Consider the following 19,342-nt stretch of genomic DNA (forward strand, 5'->3'; position numbering starts at 1 on the left):
AATATTTGGTATTAATTATACATTACCTTTCATATATAAATACACCAAACTAATATGAGATTCTCACATTTAGGGGGAATCGGTCGGTATGCCGACCAGATTCTAAGTTATAATTTCTCGTAAGAGTAGAGTTGCTCAGAACGTATATCAAGCGCAATAGCCAACATACATATTGTATCAATAGTAGGATGTGTCCGGTTATTCACTATATCATTTATAGTAGTTTTTCCGACACCTGAAAGATTCGCTAATTGTCTTTCAGAGATACTCTTCTGATCCATAATTTGAGCCAAATGATATGAAATTCTAATTTCCATGGCAGCACCTTTTTATTTTTAGGGTGCTATTTAGCAAATATTTATATTCTGGTAAATATATACTTTACACTTTGGAGGGGAAAGAAATGATTCAACGTGCAGCATTGTATATTCGTGTATCAACTGATAAACAAGAGGATCTATCGCCAGATGCCCAGCGCAGACTGTTGATTGATTATGCAGATAAACACGAAATTGCTATAGAAGAAGATTATATATTCTTGGAGAATGGTATTTCTGGAAAAAAGGCGGAAAAGCGGCCGCAATTCCAACGTATGATCGCTGCTGCCAAACAAAAGCCCCGTCCTTTTGATGTAATTTTGGTCTGGAAGTTCTCGCGGTTTGCCCGGAATCAGGAAGAAAGTATCGTCTATAAATCAATGCTGCGGAAAAAATGCGGGATTGACATTGTAAGTATATCCGAGCCTATCATTGATGGGCCTTTTGGCAGCCTTATTGAACGGATAATCGAATGGATGGATGAATATTATTCCATTCGCTTATCCGGTGAAGTTATGCGTGGCATGACGGAAAATGCCATGCGAGGGAATATACAATGGGTATTGCCCTTTGGTTACTGCACAGACGCAAATAATCAACCTGTCCCAGTTCCAGAAGAAGCGAAAATAGTTCAGGAGATATTTTCAAGATTTGTGTCTGGAGAGTCTATGTATGGAATCTCTAAGGATATAGCACAGCGTGGCATCCTTACCAAGCGCAAAAAACCATTTACCAAAAACATGGTTAAGTATATTTTAAAAAATGAGACATATATCGGGACTTATATCTGGAATAAACCTTCCGGCGACAAAACAATTCGCATCGAAAAAGCATTTGAACCTATTATATCTTCCGATTTATTTGATACTGCTCATGAGAAATTAAAAAAATTAGCTACTGGACCTCAAATACGTCCTTCTGAAACATATGGGCATTGGCTTAGTGGACTTCTCAAATGTTCAAACTGCGGCGGTACTTTAGTAGTGCATCACAACATAATTGCAGGTAAGCGGTATGGATCTTTTCAATGCAATAATTACTGCAAAAGTAATTGTGATATTTCACATTCAATATCTACTGCAAAAGCAGAAGCTGCTTTATTTGATTCTCTCCAAAATATAATTGATACCGGATTTGTTTCATTTCAGCGTGTATCTTCAAATTCATCCCGAGACACCTTTGCCAATTTGCAGATGCAAATCAAACAGATTGAAGCAAAAGAAAAGCGCGCAAGAGACGCTTATCTGGCAGGTATTGACTCAATAGAAGACTATAAGGCATCAAAAAAACAATTAGAAGAAGAAAAAATGAAGATTAAGAAGCAAGTAGATAAAATCTCCACTCCTGATCCAGAGGTAGATAAAAAAGAAATGCTGAAACGGATCTATGATATAAACACTTTTCTTAGATGTGAAAATGTCTCTATTCCTGAAAAATCAAATGCTGTACGAAGTATCATACAAAAAATTGTTTACGATAAATCAAATAAAGAATTAATTTTTTATTACTATTTAGCAAAATAGTTAGCTATATTATTTTTATTGATATAACTACTGCCACTCATATGAGTGGCAGTGGTGGTTACTTTTTCAAAAACTCTGTTGGTGTTATGACTTGGGCAACTGATCCAGCAAAGTCCCTAATATTCCTTGTCATAATATAGTCCACTCCATTTCTTTCTGCTACTGCGTCTACCACTGCATCTTCAAAATCTGGCATGGCACGCATAAGCGCAGTATGAATATCTACGCTCAGTACATCAGCAAAAGTAATAATCTGGGAAAGCTGATCCAGAGTTTCTTTTGCTTTTGCAGCAGATTTAAATGACTTGCGTAGCATATAAAAAACATCGGTAGCTGCGGATGCAGAAATTAAACATTCAGTATCAACTTCAATGGCTTTGCGTAACGCTTGATAGGAATCAGCGAAAAAAGGTTCCCGTTTAAGAAAAATATCTAAAATAACATTTGTGTCAACTATGATTCTCATTGTCTTGCCAGTCTCTCCTCTCTGACTGTATTTTCATCCATGTCAGCTTCCTGCGGTATGATACCTACAAGCTTATCCAAAACCGCAAGTTTATTCACAGAAGGGCTGGTGAGTCGAGCTATATTTTTTCCGTTTTTGGTAATAAAGATATCCTGGGCAGCAGCAAGCTCCAGATATTTACCAAGGTTTGTTTTAAATTCAGTTGCTGTAACAATCATAAAAATTCCTCCTTTGCTATTTAATTTATATTATATAAAAATCGGACAAAAAAGTCAATATAATCGCACGGAATAAAATGTTCAATTTCAAACAAACGATAACAAAGACAGTGAATGGGTGGTTCACTTCCACGTTCTATGCTGCCAGTAATGTCTTTCAGCCGTTTTGTGGTTTGTTTTTATTTTTCAGCCACTGACTACTCCTTTCAATTAGAATACTTTCTGTGTATTTCAAAAAATTCATTGACGCACTAATACTACAGTATTATAATACAAGGAGGCTAATACCACAGTATTATATTGGAGGTGTCTTATGAAACAAGATTTGATAATCTATCACGGCTCCCAGCAAATCGTTGAGGTACCAAAGTTTGGTACCGGAAAGAAATACAATGATTATGGACAGGGCTTTTACTGCACCGAAAACATCGAGCTTGCAAAAGAATGGGCTTGCCCTGTAAAAAATGATGGCTACTCTAACAAGTACCGTCTAACACTTGACGGAATGAATGTTATGCATTTGACCAAAGGAGAATTCAATATCCTCAACTGGCTTGCAATTCTGCTTGCTCATAGAAAATTTGACATTAATTCGCCCGTTGGCAATAGCGCAAGAGAATTTATCCTTAACCGCTTTATGCCAGATGTGGCGGATGTCGATGTGATGATTGGCTATCGTGCCGACGATTCCTATTTCTCTCAGAGACCTGAACCTTGCTATGCAACTCGGCACTCTTGGTGAACAGGTTGTATTGCTATCCGAACGCTCCTTTCAGCAGAGTGAGTTTATTGAGTACGAAATTGCCGATTATCGGGAATACTACTACAAACGGGCAGAAAGGGATCAAAATGCAAGAGTTGTATATAAAAGCAAGAAAAAGAACTTACAGCAGCTCATGGACGATATTTTTGTTCTCGATATTATGAGGGAGGATATGAAGCATGACGACCCACGCTTACAGTCAGTTATATCTGAATAAATCTTCTCGTGCCGTTGGCAATATGCTCCACGACGCCGTACTGGAATTCGGAATGAACGGTACGGACTTTTTGAAACGCTTTATTCAATCCGATGTTTCCGTACAGATTGAAAGTGGCAACCCCAAATACATTGCGGGAAAAAGTGGCTTGGAATTGTTTCTGGAGGTCATGGAGAAAACCACCGGGCAAATCTACACTACAGACCTCATTGAGAGCTACGACCGCAGCGATGTGTATTGGGTAGGCTGGATGCTGACACACTATCAATGGTATTCCGGTCGCACTTTTAAGAGCATTCTGGACACCGTTCCCTATGATGAACTTATCGGACTGTATGGAACGCTGCACGAAGCAGACATTCAAAAGAGCTACGAAGTTCTTGACGCTCATTTTTCCAAAAGCGAAAGCAAGCTGAAAGTAGCCCGAAAACATTGCGGCTTAACACAGGAGGCACTTGCCAATGAATCCGGCGTCTCGCTCAATACTATCCGTGCATACGAACGGAAAAGCAAAGATTTGAATAAAGCTCAGTTTGATATTGTGATGCGTCTTGCCAAAGCCTTAAAATGTGACGTGTCCGAACTGCTTTAGCTGTGGGGAGTTTCAACTTCTTACAAAAATTAAGTTGTTGTTTCCAAAAATGCAAACCACTTTCTATAGGTTATAGATGTTTAGTGTACCAATTAACTGTAACATATCGTTTCAGAAGATTTTTTTATGTTTATTTCAAATATCATTCAAGTTGCTGGCTGATCAACTATGTAAAATATTTTATATAGGTTGTGAATATTTGGGACACCCATTATTGCAGTAGAATCCGGCACTGTGGAAGCCCTGGGCTGGAACCAGTACGGCGGATGGAGGATCGGTATCCGCAGTTTTGACCAGAAACGCTATTACTACTATGCCCATCTGCGCCAGAACGTGCCTTTTCAGAGCGGCCTGAAAGAAGGCAGCATCGTGCAGGCTGGGGATGTGATTGGTTATATGGGACATACCGGATACAGCGCCAAGGAAAATACAAACAATATTGATGAAACTCATCTGCATTTTGGCCTGCAGCTGATTTTTGACGAATCGCAAAAAGAGGGCAATAACGAAATCTGGATCGACTGCTACCAGCTGATCCAATTTTTGAAAAGAAACCGCTGTACGGTGGTCAGAAATGATGAATCGAAAGAATGGTCCAGGGCTGTCCCCTTCCGGGACGAGGGGCTTCCGGAACTGCCCTGTCTTTACCCTCAATAAATAAACTTCCGGATACCGGCGGGCTTCAGCATTCCATCAGGATTTCCAGAGCCCGCTGGTATTTTTCATACCTTTGAAGGTCCTCTTCCCTTACCAGGGGGAGGCGGCTCAGATCGCTGTTATGTTTCAGGTCTTCTATCTTTACTGCTGCAGCCAGGGAATCTTCCTTGACCCGCAGGATATACTCCATGTAATCTTCTCCCCGGCGTCTGGAAATCACGTCCACTGCATGGCAGCAGCGCCTGTCAATCCCCATCTCTTCCAGCATCTGCACCGTATATCCGGCATCCTCGATCACATCGTGCAGCAGCGCCACTACCTTCTCCTGTTCGGTATTCATCTGCTTCGCCACATGAACAGGGTGGTTCAGATATTCTGCGCCTGCTTTGTCTTTCAGCCCTTTATACGCCTTCTTTGCTATCTGCATTGCTATTTCATACTGGCTCATTGGTCTTCACCTTTTCCTTCTGATAGCATCAGTCTAACACTTTAGGATTTATAATTCAAGTGGCTTTTTCTGGGCAGGGGCGCAGGGGAAAGGATTCGCGGGGAGACTGCAGAAGAAACTCCGGGAGTTCCATGCCTGACGGCTATAACTCCCTCCGTTTTTTCTGCAGTCTCCCTGCCGGGCTTTTTTGCTGGCGGATGTGGGTAGGGGCTTACATTTGCTAATCTTTATTCGAATTTAAACGAATGCTTCTGGTATTGATAAGATTTTTTTATATAAAAAATTATAGGATAGAATAAAAGCCTTGACATACATGCACTCTACATGATAATATATACGTGTAAAGTGCATGTATATAGGAGGTGAAACTTTGCCACGTAATAAATATCCAGAAGAAACTGTCCAAAAGATATTAGATGTTTCATTAAAACTTTTTTTAGAAAAAGGATATGAAGAAACTACGGTTCTAGATATTATACACAACATGGGAGGAATGACTCGAGGAGCATTTTATCATCATTTTAAGTCAAAAGAAGAAGTGTTTGATACATTAAGTGACAAATTGTTTAGTGACAACAATCCTTTTGATGAAGCCAAAAAGCAAGATAACCTTACAGGCTTAGAAAAATTAAAGTATGTTTTACAAAGAGCCGGTACAGTAGATAGTGAAAGTCAACAATTAAGTATATCTGTTATGCAGTTATTGAGTAGTCCTGCATTTCTAAAAAAATTGATCATTGACACAAACCGAGACACACTTGCTCCCATTTGTCAGGATATAATTGAGGAAGGGATAAAAGACGGATCTATAAAAGCTCAAAATGCAAAAATGGCCGCTGAAATATTTGTTTTTCTAGTTAATTTTTGGAACATTCCCACTTTATTCCCTATAACAGAGGAAGAAGCATGGGATAAAATAAAAACGATAAAAACTATGCTTGATAGCATTGGATTGCCAGTTCTTGATGATAATTATTTAGAACAATTCAAATAAAATTAGCTTTTAAAAATAAAGTTGTCATGTACGGCAATTTTATTTTTTAAAAAATACACGCATGTAGCATGTATGAAAAGGAGATTATATGAAAACATATTTTAAAGATAACAAATTTTTACTTTCCTTAACAGTGTTAATTGGTATCATTAGTTCATTGGGGTATGTATTTATTGCTATTTTGCTTCAACAACTATTAGATATTGTTATGGCAGGAAACATGGAAAAATTTACAAGAGTAATTATATTTTCGCTTGTCTATTTTGCAATATTAGGAATTTTTCTATTCCTTCAGTCCCTCTTTGAAAAAAAGGTTATCTGCAAAATCATGCGTCAAATTCGTTCAGATACATTTAGAGGAATAGTAAATCATAGTATTGAAGATTTTAACAAGAATAATTCAGCTGATTATATTTCATCAATTACAAATGATGTAAAAATACTGGAAGATAATTTCTTGCTTCCTCTATTTGAAGTTATACAATATTCTGTAATTTTTATTTCTTCTTTGGCAGTAATGATTTATTTTGACGCTATTGTTACAGTATGTGTCATAGTAGCGATTGGTCTTATGTTTGTTGTTCCCAGTCTTATTGGCGGAGTGTTGGAAAAACAGCAAAACCAGTTTTCAGAGAAATTATCGGATTTTACAGTGAGTTTGAAAGATATTTTATCTGGATTTGAAATAATTAAATCATATTCTATGAAAAAGTATATAATTTATAGATTTGATAAAAGTAATCAAGATACGATAAACGCAAAATATTCTGTTGATAAACTAATTGCATTGAACGAGGGTTTATCCTCTTTTCTTGCCCTCATCGTTCAAGTGGTGGTTTTATTCTTATCCGCATATTTTATCATCAAAGGGCGGATAACTGTAGGGGCTTTACTAGGAATGGTACAGGTAGGCAATAACCTAGCCAATCCTCTGCTGATGATTTTTACAAATATTCCCAAAATAAAAAGCGTACAGCCTATTGTAAAAAAACTCCACGATTTATCAACATACACAAAAGATGAGGTTCTAAGGAAAAACTCACTTGCGTTTAATGGCTATATCTCAGCAAAGAACTTATCTTTTTCTTACGATAAACAAGTCGAAGTTTTGCATGGAATAGATTGTACAATAGAAAAGGGTAAGAAGTATGTAATTGTAGGAAAAAGTGGTTGCGGGAAAACAACACTAATCAAACTTCTATCTGGGTGCTATACAGGATATAGTGGCAACATACTTTATGACGGTAATAAACTTAATTCACCGAACAAAAGTGATGTTGTTCTTCTATCATCAACTATTCATCAGAATGTTTATATGTTTGATGAAACTATAAATGACAATATCTGCTTACATGAAGATTATCCAGATGAAATAGTTACTAAGGCAGTAAAAGAAAGTGGACTAGATGAATTTATTTCAAAACTTCCAGAGGGGCTAAAGTATAAAGTTGGGGAAAATGGCTCAAACCTTTCTGGCGGACAAAAACAGCGAATAGCTGTGGCACGTGCTATGATTAGAAACAAACCTATTCTTATTTTAGATGAGGGGACTTCTGCTATTGATATGCAAACAGCATACGATATTGAGAGCAGATTATTGGCGATGAAAAGCTTAACACTCATTACTATAACCCACAATATAAAAAAGGAATTATTGCAATTATATGACAATGTTATTTATATGGAAAACGGAACTATTCAAGGCAATGACAGTTTTAATAAACTTATCAAAACATCACAAGAATTTTCAAAATACATTGAAGTGGTAAAGTGAGACGTAAACAGATGTCATATGAAGCTTGGGAACGAGTTTTTCCGCAGTGCGATCCCCGGAGGGTTTTGTTACATAGGAAACACTGTTTCCTATGTAACAAAACCAAAAACTGCCGCCTGGCGATTTTTCAATCGTTGGCGCGGCAGCTTTTTTCTGTGTGATGTCAACAAATTTTATGGACCTTGGCAGGGGTCAGCAGGCCATCTGTCTCATGGCCATGATGCTCATGAAAACACGCCGGTACTGGTCCTGGGCGTATGTCTCCAGCTTTGCTCTTTCTTCTGCCGCTGTTTCTTTTTCCAGGTTTTCCACTATTCTGCTTAAATTTTTCATGTATGTCTGATCTGCGTCGCCTGTCTCCAGTCTGGTCTTCAAAATTTCGATGGCTTTGCGATACTTGGTGTCATTGTCTGAGGACTCTGCTGTTTCTGTGTTCAGCATCCGCAGCACTGTGTCCAGCTCGCTGCTGCTCCAGTTTTCTGCGGAAGAATTCATCATCATTTCCAGTCTCTGCTGCATGTCGCTGCACTGTAAAAATTTTCTCAACATAATGATTACCTCCTTAATCATTTTCCTCTGATTCTTTTTCCTTGTTCCACACTTAGCATTATACGCATGGTATACGATTGTGCAACTAAAATTTTTTCTTCCGCTAAAGGTTTATCTTGTTGAAAATAGATGTTATAAAGGCTGATTCCCTGGGGAATCAGCCTTCTTTTTGTGAATTATGTATGAGTAATCCTTAAAATCTACTTTTTTCCAGATTCAATACGGCAATTTTTTGGTGATGAGATCCGCTGGAATTAATCTGCTTTTTCTTGAAATAAAAGCTGCTCCACAATCAGGCAGGCGTCCTCGATACAGCCGTTGCAGTCTCTCAGCAGTTTTTTTGTCTCCATACCTTTTAAGTCACGGCAGACGGTAGCTCCGTTTTTTTCTCTGAACACTGTCATGATCGCCTTGGCCAGCTTGTAGGTCTCTGCTTTGGAATCTGGTTTTTCCAGATTTCCTGTACTCTGTTTCAAACCTGCAAGGGCTACTGCACCGGAAATGGAACCGCAGGTCCCTTCCATACATCCCATGCCCAGGCCGTAGCCCTCCATAATCCGGAACATGGTCTTTTCATCCACGCCAGCCAGATCACAGTAGGTGCAGGCCACCGCCTGACTGCAGGTATATCCTTTTTTTCTCAGATCCAGCGCTTTTTGTACTCTGCTTTCCATTTTATCTTTTCCTCCTGATGTGCCGGCACACTAACGCCCGTTCAGCGCGCTGATATTTTTGATCACCACTGTAATATGTCCGTCCGGCTGGGTGATGAATTCCACATTTCCGTTTTCTCCCAACTGGGCCGTGGGGATCTTCAGCTCGATCCCAGTGTCAGTGGTCAGCACCTGGCGCTGGATGCGCGCCACTGTGGAAGGGTTCTGAGGCGCAATCACCGCTTCCTGAAGATGGTGTTCTTCCATAGTTTCTTCAAATTCCCGGCGCATCTCTTCATTGGAAGAATACAGTTTTTCCTTCACCGCTTCCACCTGGATTCCGCCTCGCTTTTCCAACTCCTGGCACAGCACTTGTTTCACCTGCAGTTTCCGTTCCAAGTCTTCTTCCGGGTAATATTTCCTGTCGATCTGCTGCACTGCTTTTTCCACGGCCCTCAGCTGGTGTTTCGTGGACATGGGCCCGCGGCATTCCAGCACCAGTCGGGACAGGTAGTTCACCTTTTCCCCGTTTACTTCGTATTTTCTCTCCGCCAGGCAGATGGAAAAATCACTGAGGCTGATGACAGCCGCTTCCTGTAATTTCTGGCCTGCCGATGGGAGCAGCGCCTCCTGCCTGATAATCATATTAGCGTGGGCCCCGTCTTCTTCTGATCTGGTGAGATGCGTGTAAGAGCTCTTATAGTTCATTTTAAGGATTCCCAGATACTCCTCCCCGCCGTGCCGGAACAGTGATACCAGCAGGTCAGCTGAAGGGATGTCCGGGTTCGCGTTGAGGAACCCGTAAAGATGATTTGCAATCCGCCTGCTTCCATCCACAAATCCCTCAGGGCTGAACTCTGTTTTCAAATACTGCCCCATCTGGGATTCTTCGGTAAATTCACAGGTTTTTGTCTCATCGCCTTCCGTCACCTTTTCCAGGTGCGCTTTTACAAAATCACAGAAGTCCGGGCTCAGTTCCAGCTCTGTATCCGATAATACCGGAAATCCCGCCGCACCGTCCAGAATATGATCCACTGCCTTTAACAGAATAATATCATCTTTCTTCATCGCACCCTCACTGTACAAAAATAAACCGATAGTTTCCGGAACCGGCCCGGCCTTCCAGGAAACCGTTTCCCGGAGCAAAGTCCACGCCGTCCCCTTCCAGCACCTGTTTTGCGCCGTCCAGCCGTACTGTGGCGGTGGTATTGTGGGGAACTGTAATATCCAGCGTCACTTTTTCCTGATCCTGCTTCCAGTTCACAGCCACCTCTCCGTAAACAGAGTGGTAGGAAGCGCTGACCTCTGTCAGCCCGCCTCCCATGCGGGGATGCAGGATGGAATGGCGGTACGCCGGCGCATTTTCGTCAATCTCGATGCCGGCAGCCACCCGGTACAGCCATTCTCCAATGGCTCCATAGGCATAATGGTTAAAGGAATTCATATCAGGGCTCCACATGGTTCCGTCCGGTTTGATTCCGTCCCAATGCTCCCACACTGTGGTAGCCCCGGCCTTAACCTGGTACAGCCACGAAGGAAAATCTTCCTTCAGAAGCAGTTCATAAGCCTCTTTGAGATGGCCGCTGCTGCTTAATGCATGGCAAAAGTAGGGAGTCCCGATAAATCCGGTAACCAGATGGCCGTTCTCTTTTTTCAGCAGCCGCACCAGAGCGCAGGCAGTTTTTTCCTGGTATTCTTCAGGAACCAGCCCGAAGTACAGCGCCACAATGTGTGCGGTCTGCGTCTGGGCGGTCAGATTGCCGTCCCGGTCAAAATAGTGCTCCTGAAATACTTTGACAATCCGGTTATGAAGAGACTGATAGACTGAGGCGTCTTCCTCCCTGCCCAGAACTCCCGCTATTTTCGCGAAAATGCCGCTGGAATATGCGTAATAAGCGGTACAGGTTAAATCTGTGGGCGTGGCGCCGAAATAACTGCCCTCCTCCGCATCCAGCGCCACCCAGTCGCCGAACTGCAGCTGAAAGCTCCAGATCCCTTCTTCATTTTCATGAGCCTGCATGAAATCAATCCAGGCTTTCATGCTGTCATACTGATCCTCCAGAATTTTCCGGTCCCCATAAGTCAGATAGAGGGTCCAGGGATTGATCACCGCCACGTCTCCCCAGGCGGCGGCTCCGTAGGTTCCCTGGCCCACCAGCCAGTCTGTGTCGCTGCATCCGGTAACGATGTCCGGCACCACATGGGGCACGCCGCCGTCCTCCATTTGATCCGCCGCCACATCCTTCAGCCATTTGGAGAAAAAGGTATATGTATTCATGAGATAGCTGGCTGTCCTGCAGAAAATCTGCGCGTCTCCCGTCCATCCCAGCCGTTCATTCCGCTGAGGGCAGTCTGTGGGCACATCCAGGAAATTGCCCTTCAGCCCCCAGGTGATGTTATGCTGCAGCTGGTTCAGCAGAGGATTGGAACAGTGAAACGTCCCTGTCTCTTCCATCTGGGAATGTACCGCACAGGCAGTGAAATCCTCCGGACAGGGCGTTCCGGGAAATGCTTCGATCTTGGCGTAGCGGAATCCCTGGAAGGAAAACCAGGGACGGTATACTGTTTCTCCGCCCTCCCCGCAGATATAGGTCAAGGTTTCTTTCGCCAGCCGCAGATTGGCGGTGTAGACATTCCCGTCCGCGTCCAGCGTTTCAAAACAATGCAGCTGCAGCTTGTCTCCCGGTCTTCCCTTCACTCTGGTTTCAATCCAACCGGTCAGGTTCTGGCCGAAATCCACCACCAGATCGCCTTCCGGGGTGGTGAAAATCTTCCCGGCAGGCAGACGGTCCATCACCCTCACCCGGCAGCCTGCCTGGGCACGCAGCACAGAAAAATCCTGTTCCAGGATCTGAACCGGCTCCCATCCGTTTTCGTCAAATCCGGGCTCATTCCATCCCTTCTGCTCCAGACGGGCATCATAGGTCTCCCCGTCATAGATCTCCGAGAACACCGCCGGACCTCTGCATGATTTCCAGGAACCGTCTGTGGCAACCACCCGGGTGCTTCCGTCCTCCATGCGCAGGATCAGCTGCCCCAAAAAGGCGGTCTGCTTTCCGTAATTATTCCTGTTCCCCACAAATCCCATAACGCCCTTATACCAGCCTGCCCCCACAAATGCGCCCGCCGCGTTGACGCCCTGACGGAGGTATTCTGTCACATCATAGACCTGATACATCAGCTGATTATGGTAGGACGTCCATCCGGGAGCCATTTCATCCTCTCCCACCTTCTTGCCGTTGAGGTAAAAATGGTACAGCCCCAGGGCGGTGGTGCAGGCGTACGCCTCCAGCACGTTTCCTTCCACACAGAATTCCGATCTCAGGTAACGGGAATCCGACTCGCCCGCATGATCTTCCGTCTCTCCTGAAATAAATGCAGCGCTCCATTCCTCTTCCCCCAGCAGGCCTGTGACAAAAGTGGCAGGCGCGCTCCAGCCGCTGTCTTCCCCGTTCTCAGCCGCCACCCGGACCCGGGCATAATAACGGGCCGCAGATATCAGCCGCAACGCCTGGGGCCGCACCTGAGCGGACTGATCCGACTGAACCTCACCGCTGTCGTAAATCAGTTCTCCAAAATCCGCGCCCCGCGACACCTGCAGATGATAAGACCTCTGGCGCACCCCCCTTTCCCCGCTCTCCAGCTCCCAGGAGAACTGCGGCACTTCTGTCACGCCCACAGGATCTTTTAAATAATCAATTAAAATCTGTTTTACTTTCAGCATCTGTTTTTCGTCTCCTTCTCTCCATACATGTTCCAAATCATATCACAGTTTCCCGGAGGAGACAAGTTCCCGTTTCCACTCCCCGCAGATTTCCCGGTACTCCTCTCCGTAAAGGCTCCCCTTCCTCCACAGGAATGTAAAATCATGGGCGGGGATGAAATCCTGCAGCGGAATTTTCTTCAGCAGCCCTGCTTCCAGCTCTTTTTTAACTGCTGCTTCATATAAAAATGTGATCCCGCAGCCTTCCATACACAATTCCTTCAGCACATGAAGGCTGCCAATTTCCGTAACCTGCCGGAAATCCCTGACAGACAGGTTCCTGCCTTGCAGGAATAATTCCAGGATCTGCCGGGTCCCGGAACCTTTTTCTCTGACCAGAAGCCGTTCTCCCAGCAATTCTTCCAGCTGATGCGCCTCACAGGCCTGTGCTGCGGCAGGAGCGCTGACAGCAATATAAGGTTCTCTGGAGAGAGAAACAGATTCATATTCATTTTTCTCAAAAATCCCCTCTACCACAGCGAAATCAATAGTCCCTTGTTCCAGCGCGCTCAGTAAAATGTCCGTATTCTCTACCTGCATCCGCACCACGGCATCTGGAAATCTTCGTAAAAAACCAGCCAATACTCCCGGCATCACAAAGTCCCCAATCGTTCTGGTGGCCCCGAAAATCAGAGCCCGGGAACTTCCTCCCACATTAACCATTCTCTCACGCAGCACACCTTCATCATGGCGCACTGAAAGCGCTGCGCTCTGAAGCAGCCGCCCTGCCTCTGTAATTTTCAGCTGCTTTCCCGTATAAGAAAACAGCCTGGCTCCGTACTTCTGTTCCAGATAATGAATATGCTGGGAAACAGCCGGCTGCGTGATATGCAGCTCCTCTGCCGCCCTGGTATAGTTCATTGACCTGCAGACACAGAGAAACGTCTCGATTCTGAAATCCAGCATCTCCTTCCTCCCCTTATGTTACATTTCTTTTTTTTATGTATCAATAAATATATCTAATTTTTAATTATTGTAAATCTATGGTAGTCTGTTGAAAGCGAAAAATAAAGGAGCAACCGATTATGAACTTACTCAAGAAATTTGCGCCTGGCATTCTGCTCTGCCTGGCAATTGCAATCCCTTCCTGGCTGCTGGGGCAGCTGCTTCCCGTCATCGGCGGGCCTGTGTTTGCCATTCTGGCCGGAATGGCGCTGACGCTGCTTTTAAAAAACAAAAAACCTCTTCAGGGGGGAATCACTTTTACGTCGAAAAAAATCCTCCAGGCCGCCGTTGTTTTTCTGGGATTCGGAATGAATTTGACAGATATTCTGGCAAAAGGGCAGCAATCCCTTCCGATTATCCTGTCCACCATCGCAACTTCTCTGATCGTTTCATTCCTGCTGTATAAATTGTTGAAAACTCCGGCAAAGACTTCCACCCTGATCGGCGTGGGTTCCTCCATCTGCGGCGGCTCCGCCATTGCCGCCACCGCTCCTGTCATCGGAGCAGACGACGAAGAAGTGGCGCAGTCTATTTCCGTGATCTTCCTGTTCAATGTGCTTGCCGCTCTGATTTTTCCGGCGCTGGGCGGGCTGCTTGGGCTTTCTAATGAGGGTTTCGGCCTGTTCGCCGGCACCGCGGTCAATGATACTTCCTCTGTTACCGCCGCAGCCACGGCCTGGGACGGCATCCACGGAAGCAATACGCTGGAAACAGCAGCTATCGTAAAAATGACCAGAACCCTGGCCATCATCCCCATTACCTTGGTTCTGGCTGTATGGCGCGCCTGGAAAGAAAAAGAAAAGGCAGCGGAAGCCAGAAGCAGCTTCAGCCTGAAGAAAATTTTTCCTTTCTTTGTCCTGTTTTTCCTCCTGGCCTCTGTGGCCACTACAGTGTTTCATCTTCCGGGAACCGTGACCGGCCCGTTAAAAGAGCTGAGCAAGTTTTTAATCGTTATGGCCATGGCGGCGATCGGCCTGAACACCAACATTGTCAAGCTGGTGAAAACCGGTGGAAAACCCATATTTATGGGCTTTTGCTGTTGGGCCGCAATCAGCGTGGTCAGCCTGCTGATGCAGTACATACTTGGTATCTGGTGATCTGAAGACCGAACCGCAGCAGCAAAGAATCATGCAGATACTGCTTCCCGCCAAATACAGAGAATCCTGCAATGCAGGATTCTCTGCTCAAAGGAGTCTGCTCAGCCAGAAAACTCCTGCAGCCCTTCAACTGCGTACACTCTGACAGGGCAGGAATCCAGCCCTTTGATCGGCAACGGCGTATAGGATAGAAAAAACGTATCCGTCCGAAGCTGATCCAGGTTCTGCAGCACTTCCAGAAATACCACGTCCACCTCCATCAGCACATCATGAAAAGCAGATACATCCTCATTATTGCTTTCAATGGAAACCCCGTCGCCAAAGCCCACGCATTTCACTTTCCGGTCTTTCAGCCACTGGGCAGTCTCTCTGCAGATAAAGAGCCGCTTATCTTTCTCCGTATTGGTATCCGGCGTGAACGGCGGCAGCTTGTACGGGGAATCCAATATTACAATATCCCCCTCCCTGACTCTGCTCCCGCAGGCTGTTTCCAAATCCGCGGCCATAATTTTTTCATTGGGTTTCATATGGTTGATATTCACATAAACTGCCCGTCCCATAAAGGTGCCGATCGGCAGCCCCTGCACATCCGTCCAATTATCATTATGATGATAGGGACATTCCACATGGGTTCCCAGATGGCTGGTTAAATCCATAATGGTATGGAAATCCGGTATCGCGCCTCCGGTATTGAAACGAAACAGATGGCATCTCCTTGTCTCTGTTGACGGGTCCAGTACCTTTGTCAGATCCACTACTCTCAAACCATTTCCCAGACTGCAAACACTCATCTTTTATTCCTCCTTTTTCAAGCATCTGTGCTCTCATTATATCCTGAAATCCAAAAACAGTCAAAGACCTTTCATATTAGTCTTTACAAATATCCTTTGTTATGCCATACTATTTTTATCTCAACATCCTACGTTGGATGTTTATCATTGCATAGGCAGCTGCGTTCCCTATGCAACAAAACCCCTCCGGGGGATTCTTTTTTAATGAGGAGGAAACAATATCATGAAAGCAGCCCTTGTTTATACCAGCACCACGCCGGAACTCAACGCAATGGTAGAGGACGAAGTCAGAAAACAGTTAGGGGGGCAGGCCGTCCTGATGAGCTACCAAGACCCCACAATCCTCTCTGAAACAAGAGAACACGGTTCTGTCACCGCTCCGGCAGCCGCCAGGCTGGTATCCATGTTCATGCAGGCAGTTCAGGACGGCGCGGACGCCATATTGAACATCTGCTCTTCTGTGGGGGAAACTGCTGACGCCGTACAGGACCTGGCCAGGTATATCGGCGTTCCAATTGTGCGGATTGATGAGGAGATGTGCCGGGATGCAGTGCGCCAGGGAAGCCGGATCGCAGTGCTGGCCACCCTGCCCACCACATTAGAACCTACAAAAAACACCATTCGACGGGTAGCCAGGGAAATGGGCCGGGAGGTAAGACTGGCCGACGGCCTGATCGATGCTTTTGGCGCGGATCAGGAGACTTTCAAGTGCCTGCTGATGGAAAAAGCAAAGGAAATGATGGCGAACGCTGACGTGATCCTGCTCTGCCAGGGTTCCATGGCCTATGCGGAAGAGGTGATTCACGAAGCCACTGGAAAGACGGTGGTCTCCAGCCCCCGTTACGGAGCCGCCGCCCTGCGCAGGGCTCTGGAAGCGAAAGGGGTGATCTGATGCTCACCGATACCACCCATTCCCCCTGCGCTAAGGTCAATCCTCTGCCCTGGGACGCAGTGGACTGGACCGAAGGATTCTGGAAAGATGCCTTTGATAATAACGCCAGCCACACGGTTCCTCATCTCCGCAAAATGTTTGAGTCAAAAGAAATCAGCCATGTACTGGAAAATTTCCGCATCTGCGCAGGAGAATCGGACGGGAATTTCGGCGGAACAGACTTTGGAGACGGAGATTTCTATAAATGGATGGAAGCCGCCATGTACACCGCTGTAAAGACGGGGGACCAGGAGCTTCTGGAAGGGCTGGACTCCTATGTGGATCTCATCGGAAGGGCCCAGCTGCCCGACGGCTATCTCTCCACAAAGCAGATTCTGGGCGAACGGCAGAGCAACGGCGTCAGCCGCATGTCCGATATCAACGCCTTTGAAGTCTACAATTTCGGCCATCTTTTCACCGCTGCCAGCTTATATAAACGCCTTACCGGAAAAGACAGCTTCCTTCAGATTGCCCTGAAAGCCGCAGCCTATCTGGAAAACTTATACGAAGAGGCCCTGAGAAGCGGTGCGGCCCAGACGGCAGTCTGCCCCTCTCACTATATGGGTCTGATGGAACTATACCGCTCCACCAGAGATGTGCGCTGGCTGAATCTGGCGCGCCTGTCCATCCACCTCAGGGATACGGTACAGGATGGCCTGGACGACAATCAGGACAGGATTCCGGTAAAAGAGCATGAAAAAATCATCGGCCATGCCGTGCGTGCAAATTATCTTTATGCAGGCATTGCAGACTTATGCGCAGAAATCGATGATCCGGAATACCGTTCTGTACTGGATAAAATGTGGCGCAACCTTGCAGACCAGAAGCTATATCTCACCGGCGGCTGCGGAGCGATTTATAACGGCGCTTCCCCCTATGGCAATTTCTTCGTCCACCAGCTGGTTCACCAGGCTTATGGATATGAATACCAGCTTCCCAACATCACCGCCTATAATGAAACCTGCGCTTCTGTCGGCAGCGTGATGTGGGCTTACCGCATGTTCCAGCTGGATCCCAGAGCCGAATATTTTGATATTATCGAACGCACCATGCTCAATGTCAATCTGGCCGCCGTCAGCCTGGACGGCTGCAGATTCTTTTATGAAAATATGCTTAGGCGCGCGAAAAAGTTAGATTTTGAATTGATCTGGCCCCTGACCCGTTCCGAATATATTCTCAGCTACTGCTGCCCTCCCAATCTGGCGAGAGCCATTGCGGAATCCTCTGAATATGCTTACTGTACCTCCGCCGATGGATTATGGATGGGTCTGTACGGCGCAAGCGCCGCCAAAATAAAGCTGGAATGCGGGGCTGCTTTCACTCTGACGCAAGATACGGCTTATCCATATGACGGTATGATCCGCCTTCATTTTTCTGATGTGGAAAATGACGCACCCTGCCGGCTGCATGTCCGGGTACCCCATTGGCTGGAGTCCGGGGAAATACGGCTGGGGGACAGAAAAATTCCTCTCACTCCCGCAGAGGCCGGCGCTTACCTGGCTCTGGAAGACTTCTCCTACCAGGAAGATATCCTGATTCATTTTGATATGCCTGCCCGCTACACCATCGGCCACAGCCTCATAGAAGAGACTTCCGGCCAGGCTGCCGTAGAACGGGGGCCTCTGGTATACTGTGTGGAAACGCCAGACTGTCCGCTGGATACCCTGGATGATCTGATGCTGGATCTGAACGAAACATTTAAGCCTGTGGACTACGAAATTCAGGGACGGCCCATGAAGGCTCTGGAAGGAGACTGTTACTGCATGGGCCGGAGCAGTGACTACAGCAGAGACGCACTGTACCAGACCCTGCACTATGAGGGACTATCCAGAACGCATATCCGGCTGATCCCCTACTTTGCCTGGGACAACCGGGATCACGCAGGCGAAATGCGGATCTGGCTCCCGGTTGCCTGGAGATAGGAGGTATCATGAGTGAAACCAACATTTTGAACCGCTCCCTGCAGAATCATTCTGTGGTTCAGAAAATAGTGGATCAGATTACAGAAGCCATCCTCCGGGGAGAGCTCCGGCCGGGCGACCGGCTTCCTACAGAAGCAGAACTTTGTTCTTCCATGGGGGTGGGACGAAATTCTGTGCGGGAAGCCATAAAAATCCTGGAAGCTTATGGGGTGGCAGAAATCCGCAGGGCTGACGGCACCTATATCTGCAGCACCTATTCCCGCAAAATGCTGGACCCAATGCTTTATGGCATGCTGCTCATGCAGAGCAGCGGGACAGAAATCATTCAGCTGCGCCAGGTGATGGACGCCGGAATTCTCCATCTGCTGATCAGCACGATTACAGGCGACGGGCTCAAAATGCTGGAACATGCCTGCCGGAATCTGGAAGCCGCTATGGCCTCCGGTCTGCGGGAGCGCATCATGGAAGCTGATATCAGCTTCCATCTGGCCATTGCGCGGCTCGCCGGGAATGATCTACTGCTCACTGTCTACTCCTATGTGGACAGAATCACCACCCCTTCCCGCCTCAGTGCCATGAATAAAATTCTGGACGCCGGTCGGATTCAGGATTTCCTGTCTCTGCATCAGCAGCTCATTGAAATTCTCCGGTACGGCAGGGCGGAGCAGATTGAAACTGCCCTGTCCGATCACTACATGTTCTGGAAACAGTTATAATTGGAG

The 19,342-nt window shown here is 45.9% G+C and carries 19 protein-coding genes and 1 pseudogene; 10 read left to right on the forward strand and 10 right to left on the reverse strand.

Translation table 11 applies throughout. The features are described 5' to 3' along the window. Positions 1-107 precede the first annotated feature (107 nt). Positions 108-317, reverse strand: coding sequence for a helix-turn-helix transcriptional regulator (locus tag EV209_RS08080; protein ID WP_130434876.1), 210 nt, complete (start codon positions 315-317; stop codon positions 108-110). A gap of 86 nt (positions 318-403) precedes the next feature. On the opposite strand from EV209_RS08080, the gene EV209_RS08085 reads away from it, so the two are divergent. Further along, complete coding sequence (locus EV209_RS08085; RefSeq protein ID WP_130434878.1) at positions 404-1,840, forward strand: recombinase family protein; 1,437 nt, start codon at positions 404-406, stop codon at positions 1,838-1,840. A 58-nt stretch (positions 1,841-1,898) separates the two neighbouring features. On the opposite strand, the gene EV209_RS08090 is transcribed toward EV209_RS08085, so the two are convergent. Together EV209_RS08090 and EV209_RS08095 are read right to left on the reverse strand one after the other, a co-directional pair. Next, entirely contained in the window at positions 1,899-2,306 is a 408-nt protein-coding gene (locus EV209_RS08090) for a PIN domain-containing protein (RefSeq protein ID WP_130434880.1), read from the reverse strand. Beyond that, positions 2,303-2,524 carry a type II toxin-antitoxin system Phd/YefM family antitoxin gene (locus tag EV209_RS08095; RefSeq protein WP_130434882.1) on the reverse strand — a complete coding sequence of 74 codons (222 nt, stop codon included), beginning with the start codon at positions 2,522-2,524 and terminating at the stop codon, positions 2,303-2,305. The genes EV209_RS08090 and EV209_RS08095 overlap by 4 nt, the downstream gene beginning before the upstream one ends. Before the next feature lie 313 nt (positions 2,525-2,837). Between EV209_RS08095 and EV209_RS08100 the strand changes: the two genes are divergently transcribed. The 3 genes and pseudogenes from EV209_RS08100 to EV209_RS08110 all read left to right on the forward strand — a co-directional run. After that, positions 2,838-3,266, forward strand: a complete 429-nt coding sequence (locus tag EV209_RS08100) for a DUF3990 domain-containing protein (RefSeq protein WP_130434884.1) — start codon at positions 2,838-2,840, stop codon at positions 3,264-3,266. 200 nt (positions 3,267-3,466) lie between these two features. Continuing rightward, positions 3,467-4,096, forward strand: coding sequence for a helix-turn-helix domain-containing protein (locus tag EV209_RS08105; RefSeq protein WP_130434886.1), 630 nt, complete (start codon positions 3,467-3,469; stop codon positions 4,094-4,096). 201 nt (positions 4,097-4,297) lie between these two features. Then, a pseudogene (locus EV209_RS08110) lies at positions 4,298-4,753 on the forward strand (M23 family metallopeptidase); the annotation flags it as partial. Between the two features lie 25 nt (positions 4,754-4,778). Here the strand turns inward: EV209_RS08110 and EV209_RS08115 are convergent. Continuing rightward, complete coding sequence (locus EV209_RS08115) at positions 4,779-5,201, reverse strand: HD domain-containing protein (RefSeq protein WP_130434890.1); 423 nt, start codon at positions 5,199-5,201, stop codon at positions 4,779-4,781. A 370-nt stretch (positions 5,202-5,571) separates the two neighbouring features. Here EV209_RS08115 and EV209_RS08120 point away from each other — a divergent pair, with 370 nt between their 5' ends. Then, the gene (locus EV209_RS08120) at positions 5,572-6,195 is read left to right on the forward strand and encodes a TetR/AcrR family transcriptional regulator (protein ID WP_130434892.1); all 624 of its coding nucleotides are present in this window, start codon (positions 5,572-5,574) and stop codon (positions 6,193-6,195) included. 88 nt (positions 6,196-6,283) lie between these two features. After that, complete coding sequence (locus tag EV209_RS08125) at positions 6,284-7,969, forward strand: ABC transporter ATP-binding protein (RefSeq protein ID WP_130434894.1); 1,686 nt, start codon at positions 6,284-6,286, stop codon at positions 7,967-7,969. A gap of 192 nt (positions 7,970-8,161) precedes the next feature. Here EV209_RS08125 and EV209_RS08130 read toward each other — a convergent pair whose 3' ends face one another. From EV209_RS08130 to EV209_RS08150, 5 genes are all read right to left on the reverse strand, one after another. Then, the gene (locus tag EV209_RS08130) at positions 8,162-8,518 is read right to left on the reverse strand and encodes a hypothetical protein (RefSeq protein ID WP_130434896.1); all 357 of its coding nucleotides are present in this window, start codon (positions 8,516-8,518) and stop codon (positions 8,162-8,164) included. A gap of 254 nt (positions 8,519-8,772) precedes the next feature. Continuing rightward, positions 8,773-9,192: a C-GCAxxG-C-C family protein gene (locus EV209_RS08135; RefSeq protein WP_130434898.1), complete on the reverse strand. Its 420-nt coding sequence runs from the start codon at positions 9,190-9,192 to the stop codon at positions 8,773-8,775. Positions 9,193-9,222: 30 nt separating this feature from the next. Next, complete coding sequence (locus tag EV209_RS08140) at positions 9,223-10,239, reverse strand: nucleoid-associated protein (RefSeq protein ID WP_130434900.1); 1,017 nt, start codon at positions 10,237-10,239, stop codon at positions 9,223-9,225. Positions 10,240-10,246: 7 nt separating this feature from the next. Continuing rightward, complete coding sequence (locus EV209_RS08145) at positions 10,247-12,895, reverse strand: family 78 glycoside hydrolase catalytic domain (protein WP_130434902.1); 2,649 nt, start codon at positions 12,893-12,895, stop codon at positions 10,247-10,249. 42 nt (positions 12,896-12,937) lie between these two features. Further along, complete coding sequence (locus EV209_RS08150; RefSeq protein WP_130434904.1) at positions 12,938-13,840, reverse strand: LysR family transcriptional regulator; 903 nt, start codon at positions 13,838-13,840, stop codon at positions 12,938-12,940. 119 nt (positions 13,841-13,959) lie between these two features. On the opposite strand from EV209_RS08150, the gene EV209_RS08155 reads away from it, so the two are divergent. Then, positions 13,960-14,976, forward strand: coding sequence for a YeiH family protein (locus EV209_RS08155; RefSeq protein ID WP_130434906.1), 1,017 nt, complete (start codon positions 13,960-13,962; stop codon positions 14,974-14,976). Between the two features lie 101 nt (positions 14,977-15,077). Here the strand turns inward: EV209_RS08155 and EV209_RS08160 are convergent, their stop codons facing one another. Then, positions 15,078-15,767 (reverse strand): cyclase family protein, encoded by a 690-nt coding sequence (locus tag EV209_RS08160; protein WP_130434908.1) that lies wholly within the window; start codon positions 15,765-15,767, stop codon positions 15,078-15,080. A gap of 223 nt (positions 15,768-15,990) precedes the next feature. On the opposite strand from EV209_RS08160, the gene EV209_RS08165 reads away from it, so the two are divergent. From EV209_RS08165 to EV209_RS08175, 3 genes are read left to right on the forward strand one after another with little or no spacing between them, the layout of a single operon-like run. Next, positions 15,991-16,659, forward strand: a complete 669-nt coding sequence (locus EV209_RS08165) for an aspartate/glutamate racemase family protein (protein WP_130434910.1) — start codon at positions 15,991-15,993, stop codon at positions 16,657-16,659. Continuing rightward, positions 16,659-18,620 carry a glycoside hydrolase family 127 protein gene (locus EV209_RS08170; protein WP_130434912.1) on the forward strand — a complete coding sequence of 654 codons (1,962 nt, stop codon included), beginning with the start codon at positions 16,659-16,661 and terminating at the stop codon, positions 18,618-18,620. The genes EV209_RS08165 and EV209_RS08170 overlap by 1 nt, the downstream gene beginning before the upstream one ends. Positions 18,621-18,628: 8 nt before the next feature. Beyond that, entirely contained in the window at positions 18,629-19,336 is a 708-nt protein-coding gene (locus tag EV209_RS08175; RefSeq protein WP_130434914.1) for a FadR/GntR family transcriptional regulator, read from the forward strand. Positions 19,337-19,342 lie beyond the last annotated feature (6 nt).

Source organism: Cuneatibacter caecimuris (assembly GCF_004216775.1).
Taxonomy (GTDB): domain Bacteria; phylum Bacillota; class Clostridia; order Lachnospirales; family Lachnospiraceae; genus Cuneatibacter; species Cuneatibacter caecimuris.

Excerpts from the sequence above, each read along its gene's own strand:
- EV209_RS08080 (WP_130434876.1), bottom strand. The coding sequence starts at position 317 with ATGGAAATTAGAATTTCATATCATTTGGCTCAAATTATGGATCAGAAG.
- EV209_RS08085 (WP_130434878.1), top strand. The coding sequence starts at position 404 with ATGATTCAACGTGCAGCATTGTATATTCGTGTATCAACTGATAAACAA.
- EV209_RS08090 (WP_130434880.1), bottom strand. The coding sequence starts at position 2,306 with ATGAGAATCATAGTTGACACAAATGTTATTTTAGATATTTTTCTTAAA.
- EV209_RS08095 (WP_130434882.1), bottom strand. The coding sequence starts at position 2,524 with ATGATTGTTACAGCAACTGAATTTAAAACAAACCTTGGTAAATATCTG.
- EV209_RS08100 (WP_130434884.1), top strand. The coding sequence starts at position 2,838 with ATGAAACAAGATTTGATAATCTATCACGGCTCCCAGCAAATCGTTGAG.
- EV209_RS08105 (WP_130434886.1), top strand. The coding sequence starts at position 3,467 with ATGACGACCCACGCTTACAGTCAGTTATATCTGAATAAATCTTCTCGT.
- EV209_RS08115 (WP_130434890.1), bottom strand. The coding sequence starts at position 5,201 with ATGAGCCAGTATGAAATAGCAATGCAGATAGCAAAGAAGGCGTATAAA.
- EV209_RS08125 (WP_130434894.1), top strand. The coding sequence starts at position 6,284 with ATGAAAACATATTTTAAAGATAACAAATTTTTACTTTCCTTAACAGTG.
- EV209_RS08130 (WP_130434896.1), bottom strand. The coding sequence starts at position 8,518 with ATGTTGAGAAAATTTTTACAGTGCAGCGACATGCAGCAGAGACTGGAA.
- EV209_RS08135 (WP_130434898.1), bottom strand. The coding sequence starts at position 9,192 with ATGGAAAGCAGAGTACAAAAAGCGCTGGATCTGAGAAAAAAAGGATAT.
- EV209_RS08140 (WP_130434900.1), bottom strand. The coding sequence starts at position 10,239 with ATGAAGAAAGATGATATTATTCTGTTAAAGGCAGTGGATCATATTCTG.
- EV209_RS08145 (WP_130434902.1), bottom strand. The coding sequence starts at position 12,895 with ATGCTGAAAGTAAAACAGATTTTAATTGATTATTTAAAAGATCCTGTG.
- EV209_RS08150 (WP_130434904.1), bottom strand. The coding sequence starts at position 13,840 with ATGCTGGATTTCAGAATCGAGACGTTTCTCTGTGTCTGCAGGTCAATG.
- EV209_RS08155 (WP_130434906.1), top strand. The coding sequence starts at position 13,960 with ATGAACTTACTCAAGAAATTTGCGCCTGGCATTCTGCTCTGCCTGGCA.
- EV209_RS08160 (WP_130434908.1), bottom strand. The coding sequence starts at position 15,767 with ATGAGTGTTTGCAGTCTGGGAAATGGTTTGAGAGTAGTGGATCTGACA.
- EV209_RS08165 (WP_130434910.1), top strand. The coding sequence starts at position 15,991 with ATGAAAGCAGCCCTTGTTTATACCAGCACCACGCCGGAACTCAACGCA.
- EV209_RS08170 (WP_130434912.1), top strand. The coding sequence starts at position 16,659 with ATGCTCACCGATACCACCCATTCCCCCTGCGCTAAGGTCAATCCTCTG.
- EV209_RS08175 (WP_130434914.1), top strand. The coding sequence starts at position 18,629 with ATGAGTGAAACCAACATTTTGAACCGCTCCCTGCAGAATCATTCTGTG.